Annotated in this window: 21 protein-coding genes and 1 pseudogene; 11 read left to right on the top strand and 11 right to left on the bottom strand. The window is 51.0% G+C overall.

Annotated elements, in window-relative coordinates; translation table 11 throughout:
- The first annotated feature begins 7 nt into the window (after positions 1 to 7).
- Complete coding sequence (locus tag QQM41_RS10280) at positions 8 to 259, top strand: hypothetical protein (protein WP_339077079.1); 252 nt, start codon at positions 8 to 10, stop codon at positions 257 to 259.
- A gap of 103 nt (positions 260 to 362) precedes the next feature.
- On the opposite strand, the gene QQM41_RS10275 is transcribed toward QQM41_RS10280, so the two are convergent.
- Both QQM41_RS10275 and QQM41_RS10270 read right to left on the bottom strand, forming a co-directional pair.
- Positions 363 to 608, bottom strand: coding sequence for a hypothetical protein (locus tag QQM41_RS10275; RefSeq protein ID WP_339077078.1), 246 nt, complete (start codon positions 606 to 608; stop codon positions 363 to 365).
- A 136-nt stretch (positions 609 to 744) separates the two neighbouring features.
- Entirely contained in the window at positions 745 to 2,085 is a 1,341-nt protein-coding gene (locus tag QQM41_RS10270) for a UDP-glucose/GDP-mannose dehydrogenase family protein (RefSeq protein WP_339077077.1), read from the bottom strand.
- 282 nt (positions 2,086 to 2,367) lie between these two features.
- Between QQM41_RS10270 and QQM41_RS10265 the strand changes: the two genes are divergently transcribed.
- Positions 2,368 to 2,706, top strand: a complete 339-nt coding sequence (locus tag QQM41_RS10265; protein WP_339077076.1) for a P-II family nitrogen regulator — start codon at positions 2,368 to 2,370, stop codon at positions 2,704 to 2,706.
- Between the two features lie 83 nt (positions 2,707 to 2,789).
- Here QQM41_RS10265 and cysE read toward each other — a convergent pair whose 3' ends face one another.
- Both cysE and QQM41_RS10255 read right to left on the bottom strand, forming a co-directional pair.
- A complete protein-coding gene (gene cysE, locus QQM41_RS10260) occupies positions 2,790 to 3,659 on the bottom strand; it encodes a serine O-acetyltransferase (protein ID WP_087651917.1) in 870 nt (289 codons plus the stop codon).
- A 2-nt stretch (positions 3,660 to 3,661) separates the two neighbouring features.
- Entirely contained in the window at positions 3,662 to 4,912 is a 1,251-nt protein-coding gene (locus QQM41_RS10255; RefSeq protein ID WP_128105644.1) for a UbiH/UbiF/VisC/COQ6 family ubiquinone biosynthesis hydroxylase, read from the bottom strand.
- 367 nt (positions 4,913 to 5,279) lie between these two features.
- Between QQM41_RS10255 and QQM41_RS10250 the strand changes: the two genes are divergently transcribed.
- The 7 genes and pseudogenes from QQM41_RS10250 (at position 5,280) to QQM41_RS10220 (ending at position 12,346) form a co-directional block, all read left to right on the top strand.
- Positions 5,280 to 5,843 (top strand): DedA family protein, encoded by a 564-nt coding sequence (locus QQM41_RS10250; protein WP_230844543.1) that lies wholly within the window; start codon positions 5,280 to 5,282, stop codon positions 5,841 to 5,843.
- A gap of 245 nt (positions 5,844 to 6,088) precedes the next feature.
- Positions 6,089 to 6,475 (top strand): hypothetical protein, encoded by a 387-nt coding sequence (locus tag QQM41_RS10245; protein ID WP_339077075.1) that lies wholly within the window; start codon positions 6,089 to 6,091, stop codon positions 6,473 to 6,475.
- A gap of 190 nt (positions 6,476 to 6,665) precedes the next feature.
- On the top strand, positions 6,666 to 7,226 hold the full coding sequence (locus tag QQM41_RS10240; RefSeq protein WP_230844544.1) for a tyrosine phosphatase family protein: 561 nt from the start codon (positions 6,666 to 6,668) through the stop codon (positions 7,224 to 7,226).
- A gap of 310 nt (positions 7,227 to 7,536) precedes the next feature.
- A complete protein-coding gene (locus tag QQM41_RS10235; protein WP_087652154.1) occupies positions 7,537 to 8,532 on the top strand; it encodes an IS481 family transposase in 996 nt (331 codons plus the stop codon).
- 27 nt (positions 8,533 to 8,559) lie between these two features.
- Positions 8,560 to 9,722, top strand: a pseudogene (locus QQM41_RS10230) (IS701 family transposase).
- Between the two features lie 165 nt (positions 9,723 to 9,887).
- Positions 9,888 to 11,138, top strand: coding sequence for an IS701-like element IS1452 family transposase (locus tag QQM41_RS10225; RefSeq protein ID WP_012812328.1), 1,251 nt, complete (start codon positions 9,888 to 9,890; stop codon positions 11,136 to 11,138).
- A 212-nt stretch (positions 11,139 to 11,350) separates the two neighbouring features.
- Positions 11,351 to 12,346: an IS481 family transposase gene (locus QQM41_RS10220; RefSeq protein WP_035366691.1), complete on the top strand. Its 996-nt coding sequence runs from the start codon at positions 11,351 to 11,353 to the stop codon at positions 12,344 to 12,346.
- Between the two features lie 65 nt (positions 12,347 to 12,411).
- Here QQM41_RS10220 and QQM41_RS10215 read toward each other — a convergent pair whose 3' ends face one another.
- Entirely contained in the window at positions 12,412 to 12,756 is a 345-nt protein-coding gene (locus QQM41_RS10215; protein ID WP_196332564.1) for a transposase, read from the bottom strand.
- 1,253 nt (positions 12,757 to 14,009) lie between these two features.
- Positions 14,010 to 14,201 (bottom strand): hypothetical protein, encoded by a 192-nt coding sequence (locus QQM41_RS10210; RefSeq protein WP_080986827.1) that lies wholly within the window; start codon positions 14,199 to 14,201, stop codon positions 14,010 to 14,012.
- 259 nt (positions 14,202 to 14,460) lie between these two features.
- On the opposite strand from QQM41_RS10210, the gene QQM41_RS10205 reads away from it, so the two are divergent.
- Both QQM41_RS10205 and QQM41_RS10200 read left to right on the top strand, forming a co-directional pair.
- Positions 14,461 to 14,658, top strand: a complete 198-nt coding sequence (locus QQM41_RS10205; RefSeq protein ID WP_050820163.1) for an IS110 family transposase — start codon at positions 14,461 to 14,463, stop codon at positions 14,656 to 14,658.
- Between the two features lie 905 nt (positions 14,659 to 15,563).
- Positions 15,564 to 16,271: a phosphoribosyltransferase gene (locus tag QQM41_RS10200; protein ID WP_339077074.1), complete on the top strand. Its 708-nt coding sequence runs from the start codon at positions 15,564 to 15,566 to the stop codon at positions 16,269 to 16,271.
- 368 nt (positions 16,272 to 16,639) lie between these two features.
- On the opposite strand, the gene QQM41_RS10195 is transcribed toward QQM41_RS10200, so the two are convergent.
- From QQM41_RS10195 to QQM41_RS10175, 5 genes are all read right to left on the bottom strand, one after another.
- The gene (locus tag QQM41_RS10195) at positions 16,640 to 17,437 is read right to left on the bottom strand and encodes a DNA adenine methylase (protein WP_339078102.1); all 798 of its coding nucleotides are present in this window, start codon (positions 17,435 to 17,437) and stop codon (positions 16,640 to 16,642) included.
- A gap of 149 nt (positions 17,438 to 17,586) precedes the next feature.
- On the bottom strand, positions 17,587 to 17,769 hold the full coding sequence (locus tag QQM41_RS10190) for a hypothetical protein (protein WP_339077073.1): 183 nt from the start codon (positions 17,767 to 17,769) through the stop codon (positions 17,587 to 17,589).
- Positions 17,770 to 17,872: 103 nt separating this feature from the next.
- On the bottom strand, positions 17,873 to 18,565 hold the full coding sequence (locus tag QQM41_RS10185) for a hypothetical protein (protein WP_339077072.1): 693 nt from the start codon (positions 18,563 to 18,565) through the stop codon (positions 17,873 to 17,875).
- Between the two features lie 54 nt (positions 18,566 to 18,619).
- Positions 18,620 to 19,078 carry a lysozyme gene (locus QQM41_RS10180; RefSeq protein ID WP_339077071.1) on the bottom strand — a complete coding sequence of 153 codons (459 nt, stop codon included), beginning with the start codon at positions 19,076 to 19,078 and terminating at the stop codon, positions 18,620 to 18,622.
- 176 nt (positions 19,079 to 19,254) lie between these two features.
- Entirely contained in the window at positions 19,255 to 19,467 is a 213-nt protein-coding gene (locus QQM41_RS10175) for a hypothetical protein (RefSeq protein ID WP_003628621.1), read from the bottom strand.
- Positions 19,468 to 19,470: the final 3 nt, after the last annotated feature.

The following is a 19,470-nucleotide window of genomic DNA, read 5'->3' as shown; positions in this document are numbered from 1 at the left end:
CCGTGATATGAAACTGAAATCCGCTACTGTTCTTGCCGGCCTTCTACTTGCACTGACTGGATGCCATGAGCAGCCGGCATCAGACAGCGCTCCCCTGTTCCATGACAAGGCGCACCAGAAGGCCCCTCCGCCTATTATTGAGGATGAGGACGAAAACCCACATGGTGGGCCAGCCTTAGATGAAAATGATGGCTATCGTCCTACATCTTCCAAGGCAAGCGGGCCTTATATGGGAACAGGTGCTGGCGGCTCACCGTAATATCTCAACGCTTTGCGCCACAATCTACCACACTTTATTATAATGCCCTATTCCTGCAGGTTCTGCCGTTTACAGGAATAGGGTATTTATTCAGCACGAGATTTTATTCATCCATTTCAGGAACACAGCCAATGCGTTCCAGAAATTCTGGTTCTCCATAATCACCAGCTTCTTCATCTACCTGCATACGCACCACCAGCGCACCAGCCACAGAAAGAATACCCGCCCGCACCTTTTCTATCCGGCGGTGTGCATCTTCCGGGTTATGGCAGAGAATGGCAACTCCACCTTCCAACCTGGTACCACGCCATACAAATGGCTGAAAAACAATACGTTCAGACAAAGACATGAAACCCTCCTCATCTCTTAAATGTTCTATATTTGTTCCACTCAAAAATGCAAGCTCAATCAAAAGAGATTCAATAAAAAAAAGCCGTGACCTCCGCTGGGCCACGGCTTTCCGAGCATGATCCGGCTTTGTAAAGTTATGGACGCCCGACAGACAGATATGAAAAACCGGAATCGCGCATAATTGCAGGGTCAAAAATATTGCGTAAATCTACAATAATCTTGTTTTTCATACGCTGGGCCAAGACATCTGGTGAAATGAAGCGGAATTGCTCCCACTCCGTCAAAACCACCAAAACATCAGCACCTTGCGCGGCGTCTAGCGCGTTTTCACAATATGTCGTTTCTGGCGGCAAAAGCGGTTTGGCTGCAGCCATGCCAACCGGATCATAAGCCTGCAAACGTGCCCCGGCTTCGGCCAAACGATGCAAAATGGGAATAGAGGCAGATTCCCGCATGTCATCTGTTTCTGGCTTAAAAGTGAGGCCCAGCACTGCCACGGTCTTATTATTTACCGAGCCACCACACGCCGCAATAATACGCCCAGCCATGGCTGCTTTACGGGCTTCGTTCACCTGCACTGTGGTTTCTACCAAACGGCATCCACTTTGAGCTTCCTGCGCAATACGGGAGAGTGCAAGCGTATCTTTGGGAAAACAGGAACCACCATAACCGGGACCGGGGTTCAAAAAGCGGCTGCCAATGCGGTCATCCAGCCCCATGCCGTAAGCCAACTCCTGCACGTTGGCCCCCAATTTTTCACACAGATCGGCCATTTCATTGATGAAGGAAATCTTCATGGCCAAAAAGGAGTTGGAAGCATATTTGGTCAGTTCTGCTGTTTCCAGACCAGTAAAGACCAAAGGGGCATCAATCTTCTTCAGCGGCTCATAAACCCGCTGCATAACGACTTCTGCCCGGCGTGCACGTTCTGGCTGCTTTTGATCCAACCCGATAATTACCCGGTCTGGGCGCATACAATCATCAATCGCGCTGCCCTCACGCAGGAACTCAGGATTAGACGCCACATCAAAATCCAGATCCGGGCGCGTGGCACGAATAATCTCGGCTATTCTGCGGCTGCTGCCTACTGGCACGGTAGATTTGGTAACAATAACGGCGTAGCCAGTAAGAGCCTGCGCAATCTGACGGGCTGCAGCATGAACATATTGTAGATCTGCCGCACCATCTCCATTGCGTGGCGGAGTGCCTACGGCAATAAAAACAGCTTCTGCCCCGGCCACTGCCTGAGCAATATCATCTCCAAAAGTCAGGCGTCCGGCGCGTGCATTGTTTTCAACCAACACATCTAAGCCCGGTTCATAAATGGGGATACGACCCTCGCGCAAAGCTGAAAGGCGGTCTGGATTTGTTTCCACCACGGCCACATGCAGCCCAAATTCAGCAAAACATGCACCGGAAACCAGTCCAACATATCCGCCACCAATCATGGCTATACGCACGAGCAACTCTCCCATCCTGCCATAAGGTCATCACCTGCTTTATGTACAAACATCAGATGAACTCAACTGCGGCATCAATGCCCTGTGCAGACAACATACGCAATGTGAAAAGGTGAATATTGGTTTTGGCGTCTTATTTTGATCTGTTTTGTAGCCCTCAAAATTAAAAGAGAGCCCTTACCCGTAAAGCTGAGCATTCACATTTTCGCTCATCGAATATTCGCCTAGCGCAAGTCAGTTTAATATGTCACTATCGAAACGGAATAGACGGACATTTATATTTGGAGTAAAAAGCGCATGAAACTGGTTACTGCGATTATCAAGCCTTTTAAACTTGATGACGTGCGCGAAGCTCTGGCTCCTTTAGGTATTCAGGGGTTAACAGTTTCTGAAGTAAAAGGCTTTGGCCGGCAACGTGGCCAGACCGAGATCTACCGTGGAGCAGAATATCGCATCAGTTTTCTGCCCAAGATCAAGGTTGAAATTGTTATCAAAGATGACATGGAAGACTTGGTTGTAGAAGCCATTGCTACAGCAGCGCACACTGGCAAAATTGGTGATGGCAAGATTTTTGTAAGTGATGTTTCACGCGCTGTGCGTATCCGCACAAAAGAATCTGGAGAAAGCGCCCTATAAGCCAGTTTTCACGCGCTATATTACTTTAAGGATTACATTACTGAAGGAAACGTAACTTTCCTTCAGTAATCCTTTTTTGCTATTTAGATAATATAGTCAATTGGGGGAAGAGTCTGATCCATATTCAGGGCAGGCATACGCCCGGTATGGCGCACACCCACCTTACGGGCTGGATTACCTACAACCGTTGTAAAGGGCGGCACAGGCTCCAACACAATGGAACCAGCGCCAATTTTAGCGCCCTCACCAATTTCGATATTTCCCAAAACCTTGGCGCCCGCACCAATAAGCACGCCACGCCGCACCTTAGGGTGCCTGTCTCCAGAATGTTTGCCTGTCCCGCCCAAGGTGACGTTCTGCAAAATGGAAACATCATCCTCGATAATGCAGGTTTCCCCCACAACTATGCCTGTACCGTGGTCAAACAAAATACGCCGACCAAGGCGCGCTGATGGGTGAATATCCACAGCAAACAGTTCTGATGCACGGCTTTGCAGATGCAAGGCCAGATGGCGCCGCCCCTCCGCCCATAGCCAATGGGCCACCCGGTATGTCTGAACAGCCTGATAGCCTTTAAAGAACAGAAATGGCGTTACAAAATCCGGGCAAGCCGGGTCTCTTTCTCGAATCGCGAGCAGATCGGCAGCAGCAGCGCATACAATATCCGGTTCTGCATCAAATCCTTCTTTAACAAGCTCTGCCAAAGCATCGGACGCCACAGAACGATCCCCCAGCTTGCGCCCGATCAACGCCGCCAGCGCAGATGAAAAATCTGAATGACTGCGCACACCTGTTGCCAGCAAGCCTTTCACCAACGGATCATGGCAAACACAGGCCTGCTGCGTCATCTGGTGCCACAGAACGTTTAACTGAGGCGCGCAGATTGAACTATCTTCATCAAAATGGCTGGCTTTGACGGCATCCTGAGCGCCGTCATGCGTTGCTGCATCCATTTTCACAATCCCATAGCGTGCTTTACAAAAGCTTTACGCAAAGCGGGCAAGCGGTTCACGCCCGCAATACCCACATCACGCGCAAACCTTAAAACTGGGTTATTGTTACTGAACAGCCTATCCAGCACATCGGTTGCAGCAAGCATAAGCATATTGGCCGGACGGCATTCTGCCTGATAACGCGCCAGCAACTCAGGCGCTCCCAAATCCTTATCGCGTTGATGTGCCGCAATCAAAATCTTGCTGAGCGCAATAATATCGCGAAAACCCAAGTTAAGCCCCTGCCCGGCTATGGGGTGGATACCATGTGCGGCATCTCCAACCAGAACCATGCGGGTGTCTGTATAACGCTGGGCATATTGGGCAGACAGAGGATACGTCCAGCGCCGCCCCACAGGCTTCACCTGCCCCAAGCGATTATTACCCATACGGCGCTGAAGCTGCATAGCAAACACATCATCCGGCAAGGCGGCAAAACGCTCTGCCAGGCCATCGTGATCGCTCCATACAATGGCAGACATGTAAGGATGTTCTTCATTGCCCGGCAAAGGCAACTGCGCAAACGGCCCTGCGGGCAAGAAATGCTCAAGCGCGCTGTTGTCATGCGGAAATTCGTGCGCAATGGCGCAAACAATAGCTGTCTGACCATAAGACAAGCGTGTAAGCGGAATACCGGCCTGAGACCGCAAACGGCTTTTGCGCCCATCAGCGGCAACAATCAGCTTTGCCTGAAAGCTGCGCCCATCATGCAGGGTTACTGTTGCCCCTTCTTTACGGCGCACAATGGTGGCTTCAGCCGGGGCCAGCAGCGTAATTTCCGGCGTAGTGTGCAGGCTGGCGTTTAACGCCACGCGCAAAGAACGTGCCTCAATCATCCACCCAAATGGCTGATTGGCATCTTCACGCGTGAACTCCAGAAACAATGGAGATGCAGGCTCACCCGGCCGACCATCTGTGACCAGAATATCCTCAATCGGGCAGGACGGCAGTGGCAGAGCCTCCCACACACCGGCTTCTTCCAGATACGCTTTTGGGCCCGCAGCAATGGCATAAGCCCGGCCATCAAAGTCTGGATCCTCCATGGGTGGCAGATCTGCCTTATCCACCACAGCCACCTTGATACCTGCCTGCGCCAAATGGCACGCTAAGGTTCCCCCAACAGGCCCAGCACCAATAATGCAGACATCTACATCTGCAATGGGCATCTGCGCGTGTGCTGCCGCTGCGGGCTCGGCATGGGCTGTCTGATGCATAGGTTCGTTCCTTAGCTCATAAGCGCCGCACTTTTAGGGCGCATCTTCTCCAATTAAGGGCAGTCTATACACCAGCCCCTTACTCTTGTAATGAATTTGTATCAAACAACCAGAAAAGACATGAAATTACAGCTAGTTAGGATCTCCTGAAAATCTTCACCCCAGCCAGAAAAGCCATAACGGCTCAAGGTGCAATCTTGCCATGCACGAAAGCCACTAGCCCGCTTTTTTGGATTCCATCATGGTTTGCCAACTTTTTTACTTTCATCACACACTCTAAGGATTATTCCCCCTGCTTGAGCATCTCGACTATCTGCTGCAGCATTATGGATATGGAATTGTCACCATCATTGTCATGATGGAAAGCATGGGTTTGCCCTTACCGGCGGAAACCTGTATTATCACGGCTGCGCTTTACAGCCTTAAAACCCATCATCTGGGTATTGAAGGCATTACTGCAGCCGCAGTTCTGGGTGCCATTATCGGGGATAATCTGGGCTATCTGATCGGGCGCCATGTTGGGCTGCCACTTTTACAAAAACACGGCGCCAAAATTGGCCTAACGGCTGATCGCCTCCTGGTGGGGGAATATCTGTTTCACCACCATGGCGATGCCATTGTTTTCTTTGGCCGCTTTATCTCTGTTGCGCGTGTGTTTGTGGCATTACTGGCGGGTGCATGCCAGTTGCGCTGGCCACGCTTTATGCTGTTTAACGCCCTTGGTGGCACTTGCTGGGCTGGCGGCTATGCTATTGGCACATACATACTGGGCAATCAGATTACCAAATTGTCTGGAACAGTCGGAACATGTGTTGGCGTTATAGGGTTTATCTTTATTATCGGGAGCGCCGTCTTCCTTAAAAAGAATGAGAAGAAACTCATGCAGCGCGCCCTTGCTGAAGCAAAGACGGGGCAATTTCCACCCGCATAAACAGTATATGCTATTGGAAACTGCCCTAGAAAATTATAAATTTTTACCTTAAACGCCTTTACCTCTGCAGGCTTTCCAAAAGCCATTGGCAAACTCGTAAGGTAAAGAAAGCACATAAGATGAGATGGTTTAGATCCCGCCTGATATGCCGCCTTCTTGGCCACAAATGGTCACCTTGGCAGCGTGAAAATTCATGGGGCAACAAGACTGAATTTTTGCACCGCCACTGCCTGCGGCATGGATGCTTGGCTACCGAGAAAAAAACGCAAATATCTCATATGATGATTGCCTCACCAGACCGCCTCTCTAATCCTGATGGTCGAGCATGGCTTCGCGCCGCTCTTAAAACAGTCAATGCTCCTTTACCTTCCGAGGCCACACCGGAAGATATGGTAAATTGCGTCCTTATGGATCATCATGACATTTCTTCTGCGCTCCTTGTGGCTGCATTGATCGACGAAGTGCCAGGGAGAACTCTTGCAAATATCGTTAGTAAAAATGTTTTTAGTTATAACGAATTGAATATTGCAATGGAGCGTATCCGTTCTGTTGGCGTCGACGTAACGAAGACAGAGAATGGCAAATGGATCAACGAAATGGCAGGATTTGAGATGGAACGATCTATTGTATAAAGCAATCAGTATTCTTGATGCTGTCGGGCATAGCTTGCGGACACACTGAAAACGTGGACATCAACACTACAAAAAATATCCTACGGCAGGCGGACAACACGCTGAAGCAGGAAGCATTGGGAGGGCTGCTTAACAACAGATACATCCCAGAACCATCGGCCTTCAGGCCCGGGAGCATGTCAGGAGGGTCATGATGGGACTTCCATCTTTGACAGTCACGAATTTGAGCCGAGCGAAACGCCTTAAGCGGCGTGGATTTAACGCAGTGCTGACACTTGAAGATCCGGCTTGCTTACAACGGTACCGATTACGTTTTCATAAGAAACCTGCCCCCGAACATCTGATTCTGCGTTTTGAAGATATTGACGATGATGAGTATGATTATGCCTTGGCAACGGAAGATGATGTGAAGGCAATTATTAAGTTTGGGCGTAAGCATGTAGAACACAACTTGCTAGTTCACTGTTTTCATGGCGTGGGCAGATCCGGTGGTGCGGCATTGATAATTCTGACTGACAGACTTGGAAACGCGGAGACTGCGCTGGGGGCTTTGCTCGCAATACGCCCTGAAGCAATCCCTAATTTACGTATCGTCCGATTGGCAGACGCGGTAATGAGGACGGATGGTGCTATGGTTGCAGCATTGAATGCCTGGACGTTAAGAACACCTTCTGTAGCAGAGTTCAGGCGTCAGAAACGAGTGTTTTTTGAAGAAAACCGTAACCTTTACGCTAAAGCTGCGGCTTTATAGAATTGTTACATATCATATAGCAGGCTGGAGACATGGCAAAAGAAATGGCTATATCTCCAGATGGCTTTGTTGCAGAAATACAAGGAAGGGGGTTCCTTGGTGAATCCAGTATGATAGCTGGTTGTCATTGAGCAAACCGCCCTGCCCTCAGTATTAGACGACGAACTGGTTCACGTATAATCCGGCGCTAAAGAAGCACGGTTCGCTGACGGCCTAGCTGTCAGGTTGTGAGACGTCATTGGGATGATGTAGCGTGGGCGATACCGCGTTATGCTTCGTTGTTTTCTTCCGTTTGCAGGGAGACCGAATGATGCTTCAGATCCACCCACAGGCACGCACGACACCGGCTGTCCGGGCTGAGATAGCTCGTTCGTCAGAACCGACATCCGTGCTCGCCAGACGCTACGGGATCAGCGATGAAACAGTCCGCAAGTGGCGCAGGCGTGGTTCGGACGCCTGTCAGGACCGCAGCAGCCGTCCCTGGAGGCTGGCCTGGAAAGCCTCGGAGGAGGAGCGCGCCATTGTCTGTCAGCTTCGGCGTTCTACCGGTTTTGGTCTGGATGATCTGACCTTTGTCTTACGGCATTTCCTGCCGCATCTGAACCGGGACAATATCTGGCGGATACTGAAAGACGCCGGATTGAACAGGCTGCCTCCTGTTCCAAAGGCCGGACCAGTTCGGGGACAGGGAAAGTTCCGCGATTACGATCCCGGTTATGTCCATATCGATGTGAAACATCTGCCAAAATTACAGACAGCAGATGGGGACCGGCGGAAACGTTTTCTGTATGTCGCCATCGATCGCTGTTCCCGTTCAGTGCACCTGGCTGTTTATGACGCGGAAAATGCGGATAATTCCGTTGATTTCCTCAATGCCGTCAAATCGGCCTTTCCTTTCCGGATCACCCATATCCTGACCGATCGTGGCTCCTGCTTTACAGCGGACGCCTTCGAAAAAGCCTGTCATGACATGGGAATCGACCGACGCCGGACCAAGGCTTACTCCCCTCAGACCAATGGAATGGTGGAACGCTTCAATGGCCGTGTCGCTACAGAAGTACTGCAGGTCTGTGTCTCAAACCATGAAGATCTGGAAATTCTGCTCAGAGGCTTCTGTTTCGCCTACAATCATCGCCCGCAGCGTGTTCTGGGCGGCATCGCTCCCGCCCAATGCATCATCTCATGGCTTGAAAAACATCCCGCGTCACGTAATCAAGACTATATCAAACCGGCTGGTCGTGACATCATGAAACAGGTCGACGAAATCCTTGATTACGCCAATGACGTCTCACAACCTGACACCTAGCACTACAGTTGTATTTTATGGTGACTTCTGAATCTATGGGCATCTGGGTTTCGTGCGGTCAAAGAGCGGATTATTCTGCTGTTTACGTAGAAGCGTGTTGCGGCTTCTACATGTGCCTTCTTTGATGTCCTGATCAGCAATGAACCGTACAAAACGGAATGGAGGCGTGCGGAAGCGGCTGGCGATCCCGGTCCATAGCGGCAACAGGCGCTTCTTGGTCGTGAACAATGGGATGCCGATGCCCTTAGTGATGTCGTCAGGAATCATATGATTGAACATCTGGGCACTGAAGTGGCGTGCTGGTCATCGATGAGACCAGTTTTCTGAAGAAACGTCACACATCCCACGATGTGGGGCGACAGTATATCGGGTCTGCGAGCAAAATCACGAACTGCCAGATCGGGGTATTTGCTCGTATATATCGGAACAAGGTTATACTTTTATTGACCGCGCCTGTAGCTTGCAAAAGACTGGCCATTAAAATCCGAGCGTATGAAACGGGCTTAGGTTCCTACTGATGTGGTGTTTGCGACCAAACCGGCGCTGAGCTCGAAGATGATCGAGCAGAGTATTGATGCTGGTGTGCCATTCCGCTGGGTTGCTGCGGATAGCGTTTATGGAGTGAGCAATGTGTAACGCACGCTTCGCCACGCAGGAATTAGCTATGTCCTAGCGATTAAGGGCAATCAGTGGTTCGGATCATGGACAACAGAACCATTAATTACCGGAGAGGCGAAAGATATTGCTGCAAAATTGCCAGATCAGGCATGGCATCGTCTGTCAGCGGGCAGCGTCACAAAGGGCGAGCGATTCTATGACTGAGCATATCTTCCGCTGTCCGACCTGAATCCTGAAGAATTTGACTGTTCCAGCCCCGGACTATGAACACGTGGTCTGCCAATCCGCCGGAACATCGCCGCTGGGGATCATGCAGAAACTGGTAAACGTCGAAGATACACGTTAGAGAATTGAAGAGGAATTTGAGACGACCAAAAACGAATTCGATCTTGATCATAACGAAACCCGTCCTTAGCATGGCTGGCACCGGCATGTCTCTCTGGCCATACTCGCCTGGCCGTCATGGCGGATGTCCTTTATCAAGCAAATTCGCTGAAAACGAAAAAACATTCCTCAGGATGCGATAACCCTCTTCCTCTGATCCATTCAGGAAATCAGGTACTGCATCGTAAAACTCGCCCAACGTAAACTGCCCGTCACTCACGCCCTCAGATGATCCGTCTTTCAACGAACACATTAGACCAACGCTATTCGTGCTCATAGCACGACATAAAATGTACCTGTAGTGCTAGCACTACAGTTGCATTTTGTGTTGAGTTCTGAATCTATGGGTAACCATGATTCAGGATATGATGAGTGGCGGTACGTCTGTTGAAGAGACGCTGGAATTATGGGCGCGCTCGCTTCGGTCCGCCAAGGATCGGATGGCGCCGCTGTTCACGCAAAAACGTGTCGTAGATTCGGCCTGTGCTTTTCTTGATGTTTTGATTGGCAATGAACCACGCAAGACGGGATGGATGCGAGCGGAAGCCGCAGGAGATCCTGGTCCATGGCGGCAGCAGGCGCTTCTGGGACGCGGGCACTGGGATGCCGATGCCCTTCGTGACGTCGTCAGGGATTATGTGATTGAGCATCTGGGCACTGAAGAGGGCGTGCTGGTCATTGATGAGACCGGTTTTCTGAAGAAGGGTCAGGCGTCCTGCGGTGTGGGGCGGCAGTATACGGGATCTGCCGGCAAGATCACGAACTGCCAGATTGGTGTGTTTGGCGCTTATGTTTCGGAACGGGGGCATGCCTTTATTGACCGCGCCCTGTATCTCCCGAAAGACTGGACATCAAAGCCTGAGCGTCTGAAGCGGGCCCACGTTCCCGATGACGTGGTGTTTGCAACCAAACCGGCGTTAGCCTCGATGATGATTGAGCGAAGTATTGAGGCCGGTGTGCCGTTCCGCTGGGTTGCAGCAGACAGCGTGTATGGCGTGGGCGACGTAGAACGCACGCTTCGCCGGGCAGGAATTGGATATGTGCTTGGGGTCAAGGGCAATCACTGGTTCGGATCATGGGCAACGGAACCGCTGATTGCCGGAGAGGCGAAAGATATTGCAGCAGGACTGCCAGACCAGGCCTGGCGTCGTCTGTCAGCGGGGCACGGCACAAAAGGTGAGCGACTTTATGACTGGGCGTATCTTCCGCTTGCTGATCTGGATGCTGAAGAATTTGACTGCCCTATAGCCGGACCATGGACACGTGGCCTGTTGATCCGCCGAAACATCGCTGACGGGGACCTTGCCTATTTTACGACCTGGAGCCCGAAAGGGACAACCACGCAGGAACTGGTGAACGTTGAAGGGACGCGCTGGAGGATCGAAGAAGGGTTCGAGACGGCCAAAAACGAATTTGGTCTTGATCATAACGAGACCCGCTCCTGGCATGGTTGGCATCGGCATGTCTCTCTGGTCATGCTGGCCTATGCCGTCATGGCCAGTGTCCGTTACCAGGCAAACTCACTGAAACCGAAAAAAACACAACTCAGAACACGACAGTCCTTGTCCGCTGGTCCATTCAGGAGATCAGGCGCCTCGTCGTAAAACTTGCACAACGCAGACTACCCGTCTCTCACATCCTCAGATGGTCCGTCTTTCGACGAACGCATCAGGCCAGTGCTATCCGCGCTCACTCACGACACAAAATGCAACTGTAGTGCTAGGTGTCAGGTTGTGAGACGTCATTGGGATGATGTAGCGTGGGCGATACCGCGTTATGCTTCGTTGTTTTCTTCCGTTTGCAGGGAGACCGAATGATGCTTCAGATCCACCCACAGGCACGCACGACACCGGCTGTCCGGGCTGAGATAGCTCGTTCGTCAGAACCGACATCCGTGCTCGCCAGACGCTACGGGATCAGCGATGAAACAGTCCGTAAGTGGCGCAGGCGTGGTTCGGACGCCTGTCAGGACCGCAGCAGCCGTCCCTGGAGGCTGGCCTGGAAAGCCTCGGAGGAGGAGCGCGCCATTGTCTGTCAGCTTCGGCGTTCTACCGGTTTTGGTCTGGATGATCTGACCTTTGTCTTACGGCATTTCCTGCCGCATCTGAACCGGGACAATATCTGGCGGATACTGAAAGACGCCGGATTGAACAGGCTGCCTCCTGTTCCAAAGGCCGGACCAGTTCGGGGACAGGGAAAGTTCCGCGATTACGATCCCGGTTATGTCCATATCGATGTGAAACATCTGCCAAAATTACAGACAGCAGATGGGGACCGGCGGAAACGTTTTCTGTATGTCGCCATCGATCGCTGTTCCCGTTCAGTGCACCTGGCTGTTTATGACGCGGAAAATGCGGATAATTCCGTTGATTTCCTCAATGCCGTCAAATCGGCCTTTCCTTTCCGGATCACCCATATCCTGACCGATCGTGGCTCCTGCTTTACAGCGGACGCCTTCGAAAAAGCCTGTCATGACATGGGAATCGACCGACGCCGGACCAAGGCTTACTCCCCTCAGACCAATGGAATGGTGGAACGCTTCAATGGCCGTGTCGCTACAGAAGTACTGCAGGTCTGTGTCTCAAACCATGAAGATCTGGAAATTCTGCTCAGAGGCTTCTGTTTCGCCTACAATCATCGCCCGCAGCGTGTTCTGGGCGGCATCGCTCCCGCCCAATGCATCATCTCATGGCTTGAAAAACATCCCGCGTCACGTAATCAAGACTATATCAAACCGGCTGGTCGTGACATCATGAAACAGGTCGACGAAATCCTTGATTACGCCAATGACGTCTCACAACCTGACAGCTAGGCCGTGTCGTCAGTTAAGCAGAATAACGATTGAAACGAACCGCACGGTCGCGCGGAAGGTTGATTTCAATTTATCGTAACATGTTGCGGTAATGAAAAACACATTGATTTTATTGGATAATATATCAACAAGGTTTCACTCCATGTAAATGGTAAAGTCGGTTTCCCTTGATGCGCCTTGTTACTTTTTGGCGGTATGATCGGCGGAATCCCGCGCTCTGTCAGCCGGTCGATTAAGTCTATCTGCATCATTGCTTTATCGGTCAGAAAGGCATCAGGATCGATGTCATCGAGCATCGGTTCCGCCCGACTGGTGTCCGCGTCCTGTCCCAATATGATATAGAACTTCACCGACTTCCCGAGTGCATCGCAGGTGGCCTGATCCTGATCCCCTTTTTTCAGCACGCCCACGCTGTGCTGGTGAGCCTGGACGATCGCTCTGTCAACATCATGTGTTCCTTGTCATGATCCGCAGCCAGATGGCGTAATATCCTTTCGATCACACCACTTTCGCACCAGCGGCGAAGACGTTGGTGCACGTTTTTACCAGTCCTCGAAACGGGCCAGAAGACCACGCCAGTCTGGCTCCACGGTATCGGATGATTATCCCAAACGTGTCGTTTCTAGAAAACTGGATCGCGATACTTGGCGTGATATTCCGTTGAGAGGCTTCCGCCTCTCCCCGTCCCAATGGACTTGAAAGCACCAGCATGAACCGCTGCGAAAATTGCCACCTGTCATTCCTTCCTGCTATGCAAGAAGTAACATATTACCGATTACCCCCGACTCTTCCGACTACCCACCAGAAATCCGGCACAACATGATTTCCATTGAGTGCGCCGATGCACTATGCCGAGACTATGACGATCTGACTCGATAGGCACGGGAATCCAGTCGCTATTCCGACCCACCAGCAGAGATTGTGAGCTCCCCGTCCCTGCCCTCAATCAATCACTGGCAAATTACCCGGGTTCGAACACCGGCCTAGTTCCGGCCGAATGGATGCAGTTTCATCCAGTCCTTGGCCCATCCGACTGCCTATTCATCTCCACGCCGCTGGAACGCATCGACCCGACCGGAAAATGGACATGGTCAAAGAACCACCTGTCCTGTTGCTCCGACCGGCTGATCCACTGAAAGAAGCCGAACGATAGGCCAAGGCACTCAACAGTCCCCCGTGAAGCTACGTCCACCTCGGCTATCAGGTTAACTTTACCCACTCCATAACTTGAAAGATGATGTTTTTCCCTAAAAAAATTCGACAACTGCGTAACCAAATTTTCGGAAGAGGCGTTACCAAACGTCGGAATCAACCCGTTACCAAATTTCGGAAGGTGCATAACTATTTTTCGGAAGTTATGGGGGGGCACACTCAACCGAGGTTCGAAACAAAGATTTTTTCAAACCAAATTTGAAACGATTTCTACGCGATTTTTAGGTCCTCGATTTCTGCTTGAATGCAATTTAAGGCAGAATCCTAGTGTATCGTACGGTACGATATTGTACGCTTTATACAAGCTCGTTTAAATACTCATCTGTATCCTTGACCGGATGCCGATTGAGGTAATCCGTTCTGACTGATTGGCAAACTAGATCCCGGCGTTGGAACATGCCGTGACAATGTCTTCGTATGTGTCCCATACAATACCTCTGGGCCTGTTCTGTCACAGATAGTTCCAGACGTTCTCTATGGTGTTGAGTTGCAGGCTATAGTGAGAGATCGTGAGCAGACGGATGTTACCAGGGACGACCAGCATCGTGCTGGGCTGGTACCAGCTGGCCCCATCACGAATGAGGACCGCCACAGCTTCCGGCTCGACTTGGGCGCTGATTTCCTGGAGATGAAGACTCATCATCCCCGTGCTCACGCCAGACGGTACCGCTGCCCGGGCAGATGGTCTCAAAAAGCCACTTAGACTAACAACGGTTGTCCTGCATCATTTCCGGACGCAAGCCGACAGATGCCCAAAGGTGAGCGTGAGTTCCCTGCCCCCGGCCTTGCCCTGATACCGCATCTCTATTGCCCTGCCGTTGGTGTTGATTTTCACCGAGAGAACTGATGACGTAGACAACTCGCCATGGTTCTAAAAGGATACTAAAGAGTTGATTGCCCAAATGAAGGAAACCATGATGCATCACTTAGTCTGCATCGGCGTAGATACCTCGAAAAAAGTGTTCCAGATCCACGGCATGGATGCCGAAAAGCTGGGTGTGCTGAGCTGGAGACTGAGCCGACATCAGATGATCGGTTTTTTCGAGAAACTTCTACCGACAATGATTAGCATTGAAGCTTGTGGTGCTTCCCATCACTAGGCCAGAATCCTTGACGCACTCCGCCATGATATGCGGGTGATGACGCCACAGCCTGTCAGATAGACTTGTAACGGTTTTGTGCCGGTCATCTGGGCGTTTTAAGCTCGTATCAGGAGACCGATGAGACCATGAAACATACGGAAGAATTTCGCAGTATCGGTCGACTAATCTAACAACGCCTAAAGCGCAGACGAACCTCGCTCGGGAGTATGAGCGCCTTCGTCTGGAAAACCGTGTCCTGCGAGAGGAGAAGGAAATATTAAAAACGATCTCGGGAATATGCTCGCCTGTGCGGCATAGAAACAGGTCGTGCTATTGATCCAGAACAGGAAGGCATGCTCCAAAGCCTGAAGCAGGTTCGCCAGTCAGTCAGAACAGAACAGATCACCTCAATCAGCACTCGGTCACAGGTACAGGTCAGTATTCAAACTAAGCTAGTATAAGCACCTAGCGTTATTTTTATAAAGAGATGTAAGAGGGGCAAGAAATTTACCATACCTGAAAAAATGTCTATTTTCTGCGCTTTTTCAGAATAATTTGGCGGATGGGGTGGGATTACACAAAGAGTTATAAATCAATGTGTTCCAATGGAACACGCACCAAAAAAGCAAATCAAGAATCAATAACTTAAACTGATTTTGGCACACGATTTCACGATCACGAAACTGCTTTGTTATATTTTCCCCTTGGAAAATATATGGTAGCACTCAGGCATGGAGACTGCCACACAAACCCTAGAAACAGACAAAGAAGTAGAGTCTACGCCCCAAACTCCTTTGCTAAGGGTAGATTGGCCCTCCTCTTTTCCCGAATGTTTTTTCCATGTTCCATGGAATGGTAACCGGGATGTCCCGTGTTGCTTAGCCAAGCATGATCTATATCCTATCGCTAAGAAGCAAATGCTTGTGAATAAACGAGAATCTATTCGTGCGGCTCGACAAATCATTGATGAAATACACGATATGAGGATATTTGATCTAATAGGCGAGTATGTAAGATTTGGCAAAACAACAAAAGTCATAGCGCCCATTAAGGTTCCGAGCGTCAACACTAATGCTCTTAGCCTAACCTATGCTCAAGCAGTAGCGAACATCTTTGGATACAACATCGAAGATAGAGTTTTCCAGGTCACATCTGAGAAACGCGACAGAAAAATAGATACCATGCTACGGTTATGCTTTCCTCCAGTTTTTACTGGAGAGATTGAGGCAGGAGCTGATTATATAGTAGTAGATGATGTGTTTACCACAGGTGGAACTCTTGCTGGCCTTCGTGGTTATATTCATAGGCATGGGGGAAATGTCATCGTATGCAGCACCCTTGCTGCTGGCACACGAGTAACTCGTGAGGCTACCCGACATGACCAAAGACAGATGGGAGTTGCGTTAGCTCCTACAAATGATAGGATACGTGATCTACGGAATAAATTAGGCGATGAATATCGCGCAGTTGATTCTGTTTTTTGTGAAGGACTAAGATATGGATTGCAACAGCTTACAGAGCAGGAAGCACGCTTCGTCTCTAGCCAGGCTCGCACCATCAGAACATATCGCGGAAGCATTGCTGAGTGGTTCGAGAGGGGAATCATTGAGGCAAGAAGTTCAGGAATTTAGAAGGCTGGTTGAAGAAGAGATGTCTGATTGGACACCGCGCAGTCATCAGGATAGCGGCGTATTTTATCGACGTTGTGCTTAAATCTTTCCCTCTCCTCTTACCGCCCAGCTTTATAGCTGGGTTTTTTTTTGCGATTCAGTTCGCTGCAAAATTACAGTTTTATGCACGCAGTAAAGTTTTTGTTAAAAAACATTCTCAGTTCGATCCCGCCCTTGGGCACCATTAAAGCGCAGAAAACTGCCATTTCCTATATAATTTGGTGTAATTTGGTGTAGTCACGTTTCTGTGAATACATACCCCATAGATATGGGGCATGTGTGACTTCCAGATTTTTTGGCTTGGGAATGAAGCCAAAGGGGTGGGTAGCTTAATTGCTGATTATAACCTCTCCACGCTTTCCACGCCCTTTGATTTCCCTGCTTATAGAATAGCTTACCTGGACGCTTTCAATCTGAAAGGCGCTAAATATCTGCCGGACTTCCGGCCGATCATTCAGGGAAAGAACAAATCGACCCTTTATTTTCTCTAGCTGAGCAGCCAGACGCTCAAAATCGGCGCGGCTAAACGGAGCATTGTAATCCCGTTCATTGCCGTAATATGGCGGATCTAGATAGAACAGCGTGTCCTGCCGGTCATACCGATCAATCACCTCAGAATACGGCAAACACTCAATAACAACTCGGCTTAATCTATCACGCACATCACAAAGAAGATGTTTGACTTTCTGAATATCAAACCGTGATGCAGAAATACTTACTCCAAAAGAGCCGTTTGTCTGGCCACCAAAGGCCAGCCTTTGCAAATAAATAAACCTTACTGCACGCTCCAAATCTGTCAGTGCTTCAGGGTTTATTGAACGCCACCGCATAAATTCTTCTCTGCTGGATATTTGCCAGCTGAGCATATCCATAAATGGGCCATAATGGCGCTGGAGAATCCGGAAAAGATTTGCGATGTCGCCGTTCAGGTCATTTATGACTTCGCATGGTGAAATAAAGTCGCGGCGGAAGAAAATACCACCCATGCCCACAAAAGGCTCGACATAAGCCCGGTGTGGTATTTCTTTAAGTTTTGCCACGATTCCCTTTGAAAGCAATCGCTTACCACCCAGATACGGGGCAACAGGCTTAACAGGTTTGCACGGTACGCGTGTAGACTCCAACATCGAAAACACCAAGAAACGCCCTGCCTCTGCAGAGGTGGCGGGGCAGATTTATCTGTGCATGTGTTGGCATGCGGCGTTAGCTGTGTCCGCAGCTAAAGCTCCCGCCTCAAATGGCAGGATGTGGGCTGCCCGCAGGCAGCCTGTAATAATCAACCAGCCTGCACAGCCACATTAGCTGCATCGAGCTGCTTTTCAGCAAAGGCCCATTCATCCGTAGTGGGTGCGCGGCCTTCCTTCAGCGGCTTCAGCAGTGCACAAATATCTTCCACAATCACCGGGCCGTTTTCGACAAGTGCTTCAACTGCTGCAATGGCAATGCTTGCGTAGTTCATGATGGTTTTTCCTTGGTTTTCCGCCATTTCTGGCAGGCAATAAAAAAGGCCACTATCATTACTGCTGATAGTGGCTATCCGTTTTCCGTCTCGGCCGGAAAGGTTACTTGCTGGCAGGCAGCAGCTTGCGAGCTGCGTCCAGAGCATCCTGTGCAGCTTCAAATGCGGCTTCAGGCAGCGGATCACCCTTCGCCGCAGCCTCATCGAGCGGCGCAATCTGATCATGCGCAGTCTGGAAGGCAGGCTTCATCTTTGCCACCACAGCCGGGTCTGCGGCCGGGTTCTTTTCATAGTCAGCCGCCAGCTGGGCTGCTGCGGCGTAAGATAGACTTAGGCCGTAAACAGACTGCTGGCGCTGCACTAGCTGATCAGATCCGCACGCCATCAGGCTGGTGCCAACCAGACCAAGCAGCATGACGCCGGCCACGGCAGAAGCCGCGCTGCTTTTCTTGGGTGCTGCCTCAGCAGTGGAATTGGCAACGGCAGACGTTGCGGCTGCCAGAATCGTGCTGGCCGGCACGGCATCGGCAATCACCTTCACGGCCGTGGGGCCAATGTCCTTATGGGTGGCCACGGCATGCACGGCCTGTTCCAGATCCTGCTTGTCTGCCAGCAGGCTAGAAATCACGCTGCTATTGTAGGTGGACAGCAGCGGCAGAGCCGCACCCAGAATGGCTAGAGAGCCAGCTTCCGGAATAATGTCAAACCACGTTGCCACCAGATCCCCAACAGACAGGGAGAGCGCAAACAGCGTGGTCGGCTGGCGCAGATATGCACCAATACGGGAAAAGTTCATGGATCTACCTTTCGGGCACTACGCATGCCCTGTGGAATGTTTTGAAAATTTGGATCAGCTGGCCCACAGCTGCCATTCGGCACGCCTGCGCAGCGTCAGGCCGGTCACGGTGATCAGCTGGCCGTTGCGGTGCATGTGGTTCCACAGCAGCAACTGATTGCGGGCGGCATTCCCCTGCCCTGCGTTCAGCAGCTTCAGAAGTGTGGACGCCGCCAGCGCGGGCAATCCGAGGTTGTAGGTAAAGTCCAACAGCGCGGCCTGCTGGCCGGGTGTCAGCGGCACACGCACCAGCCGCAGGATCTGCGGCAATAGCTTGGCCAGCGTACCTTGCAGCAAGGCGTTGGCATATTCGGCCGTAATGGGTGCGGTGCTGGCGGTTACGGCGGCCCCGTTGGCCAGAAACCGGCTGCCATAGCCGATTGTCCAATACCCGGCCGGGCACACATACGGGCACAGGCGCAGGCCTTCAGACCGGCGGCACAGATCTGCCGCCAGCAGGATCGGATCATTCATCAATTTTCCGGATACAAAAAAGGCCGCTCAATGGCGGCCGGAGTGGACGAGTTTACAGGTGATCTGGCCCGAATTAGTCCACCGGAGCACAAAACCCGCAGAAAACAGCCCTTTGCAGTGGCCTTATACGTTGGCAGGTTTTCGTGGTCAGGTTTACAAAAGCCGGTTTTCGGTTGTCACGGGTGCATATGCTGCAACGCCTGGACAATCCCGCTGCCCAGGGCAGAGCCAAAAATAACCAGGCCGCCATTCACCCAGGTCTTGCGGTTGTTGATCCGCTTCAGTTCCGTCCAGATATTGGCAATGCCGGTTTCCAACGTGCTGAACTTGCCGTTCACGCTGGTTTCAAACGCAACAAATTCATCCTGCCGCACCACATCATCAGGCATGAC

Source organism: Acetobacter sp. AC2005 (genome assembly GCF_037901235.1).
GTDB classification, from domain to species: Bacteria; Pseudomonadota; Alphaproteobacteria; order Acetobacterales; family Acetobacteraceae; genus Acetobacter; species Acetobacter oryzoeni.
The sequence above is the reverse complement of the archived record's forward strand: the minus strand, read 5'-3'. Positions and strand labels throughout refer to the sequence as shown.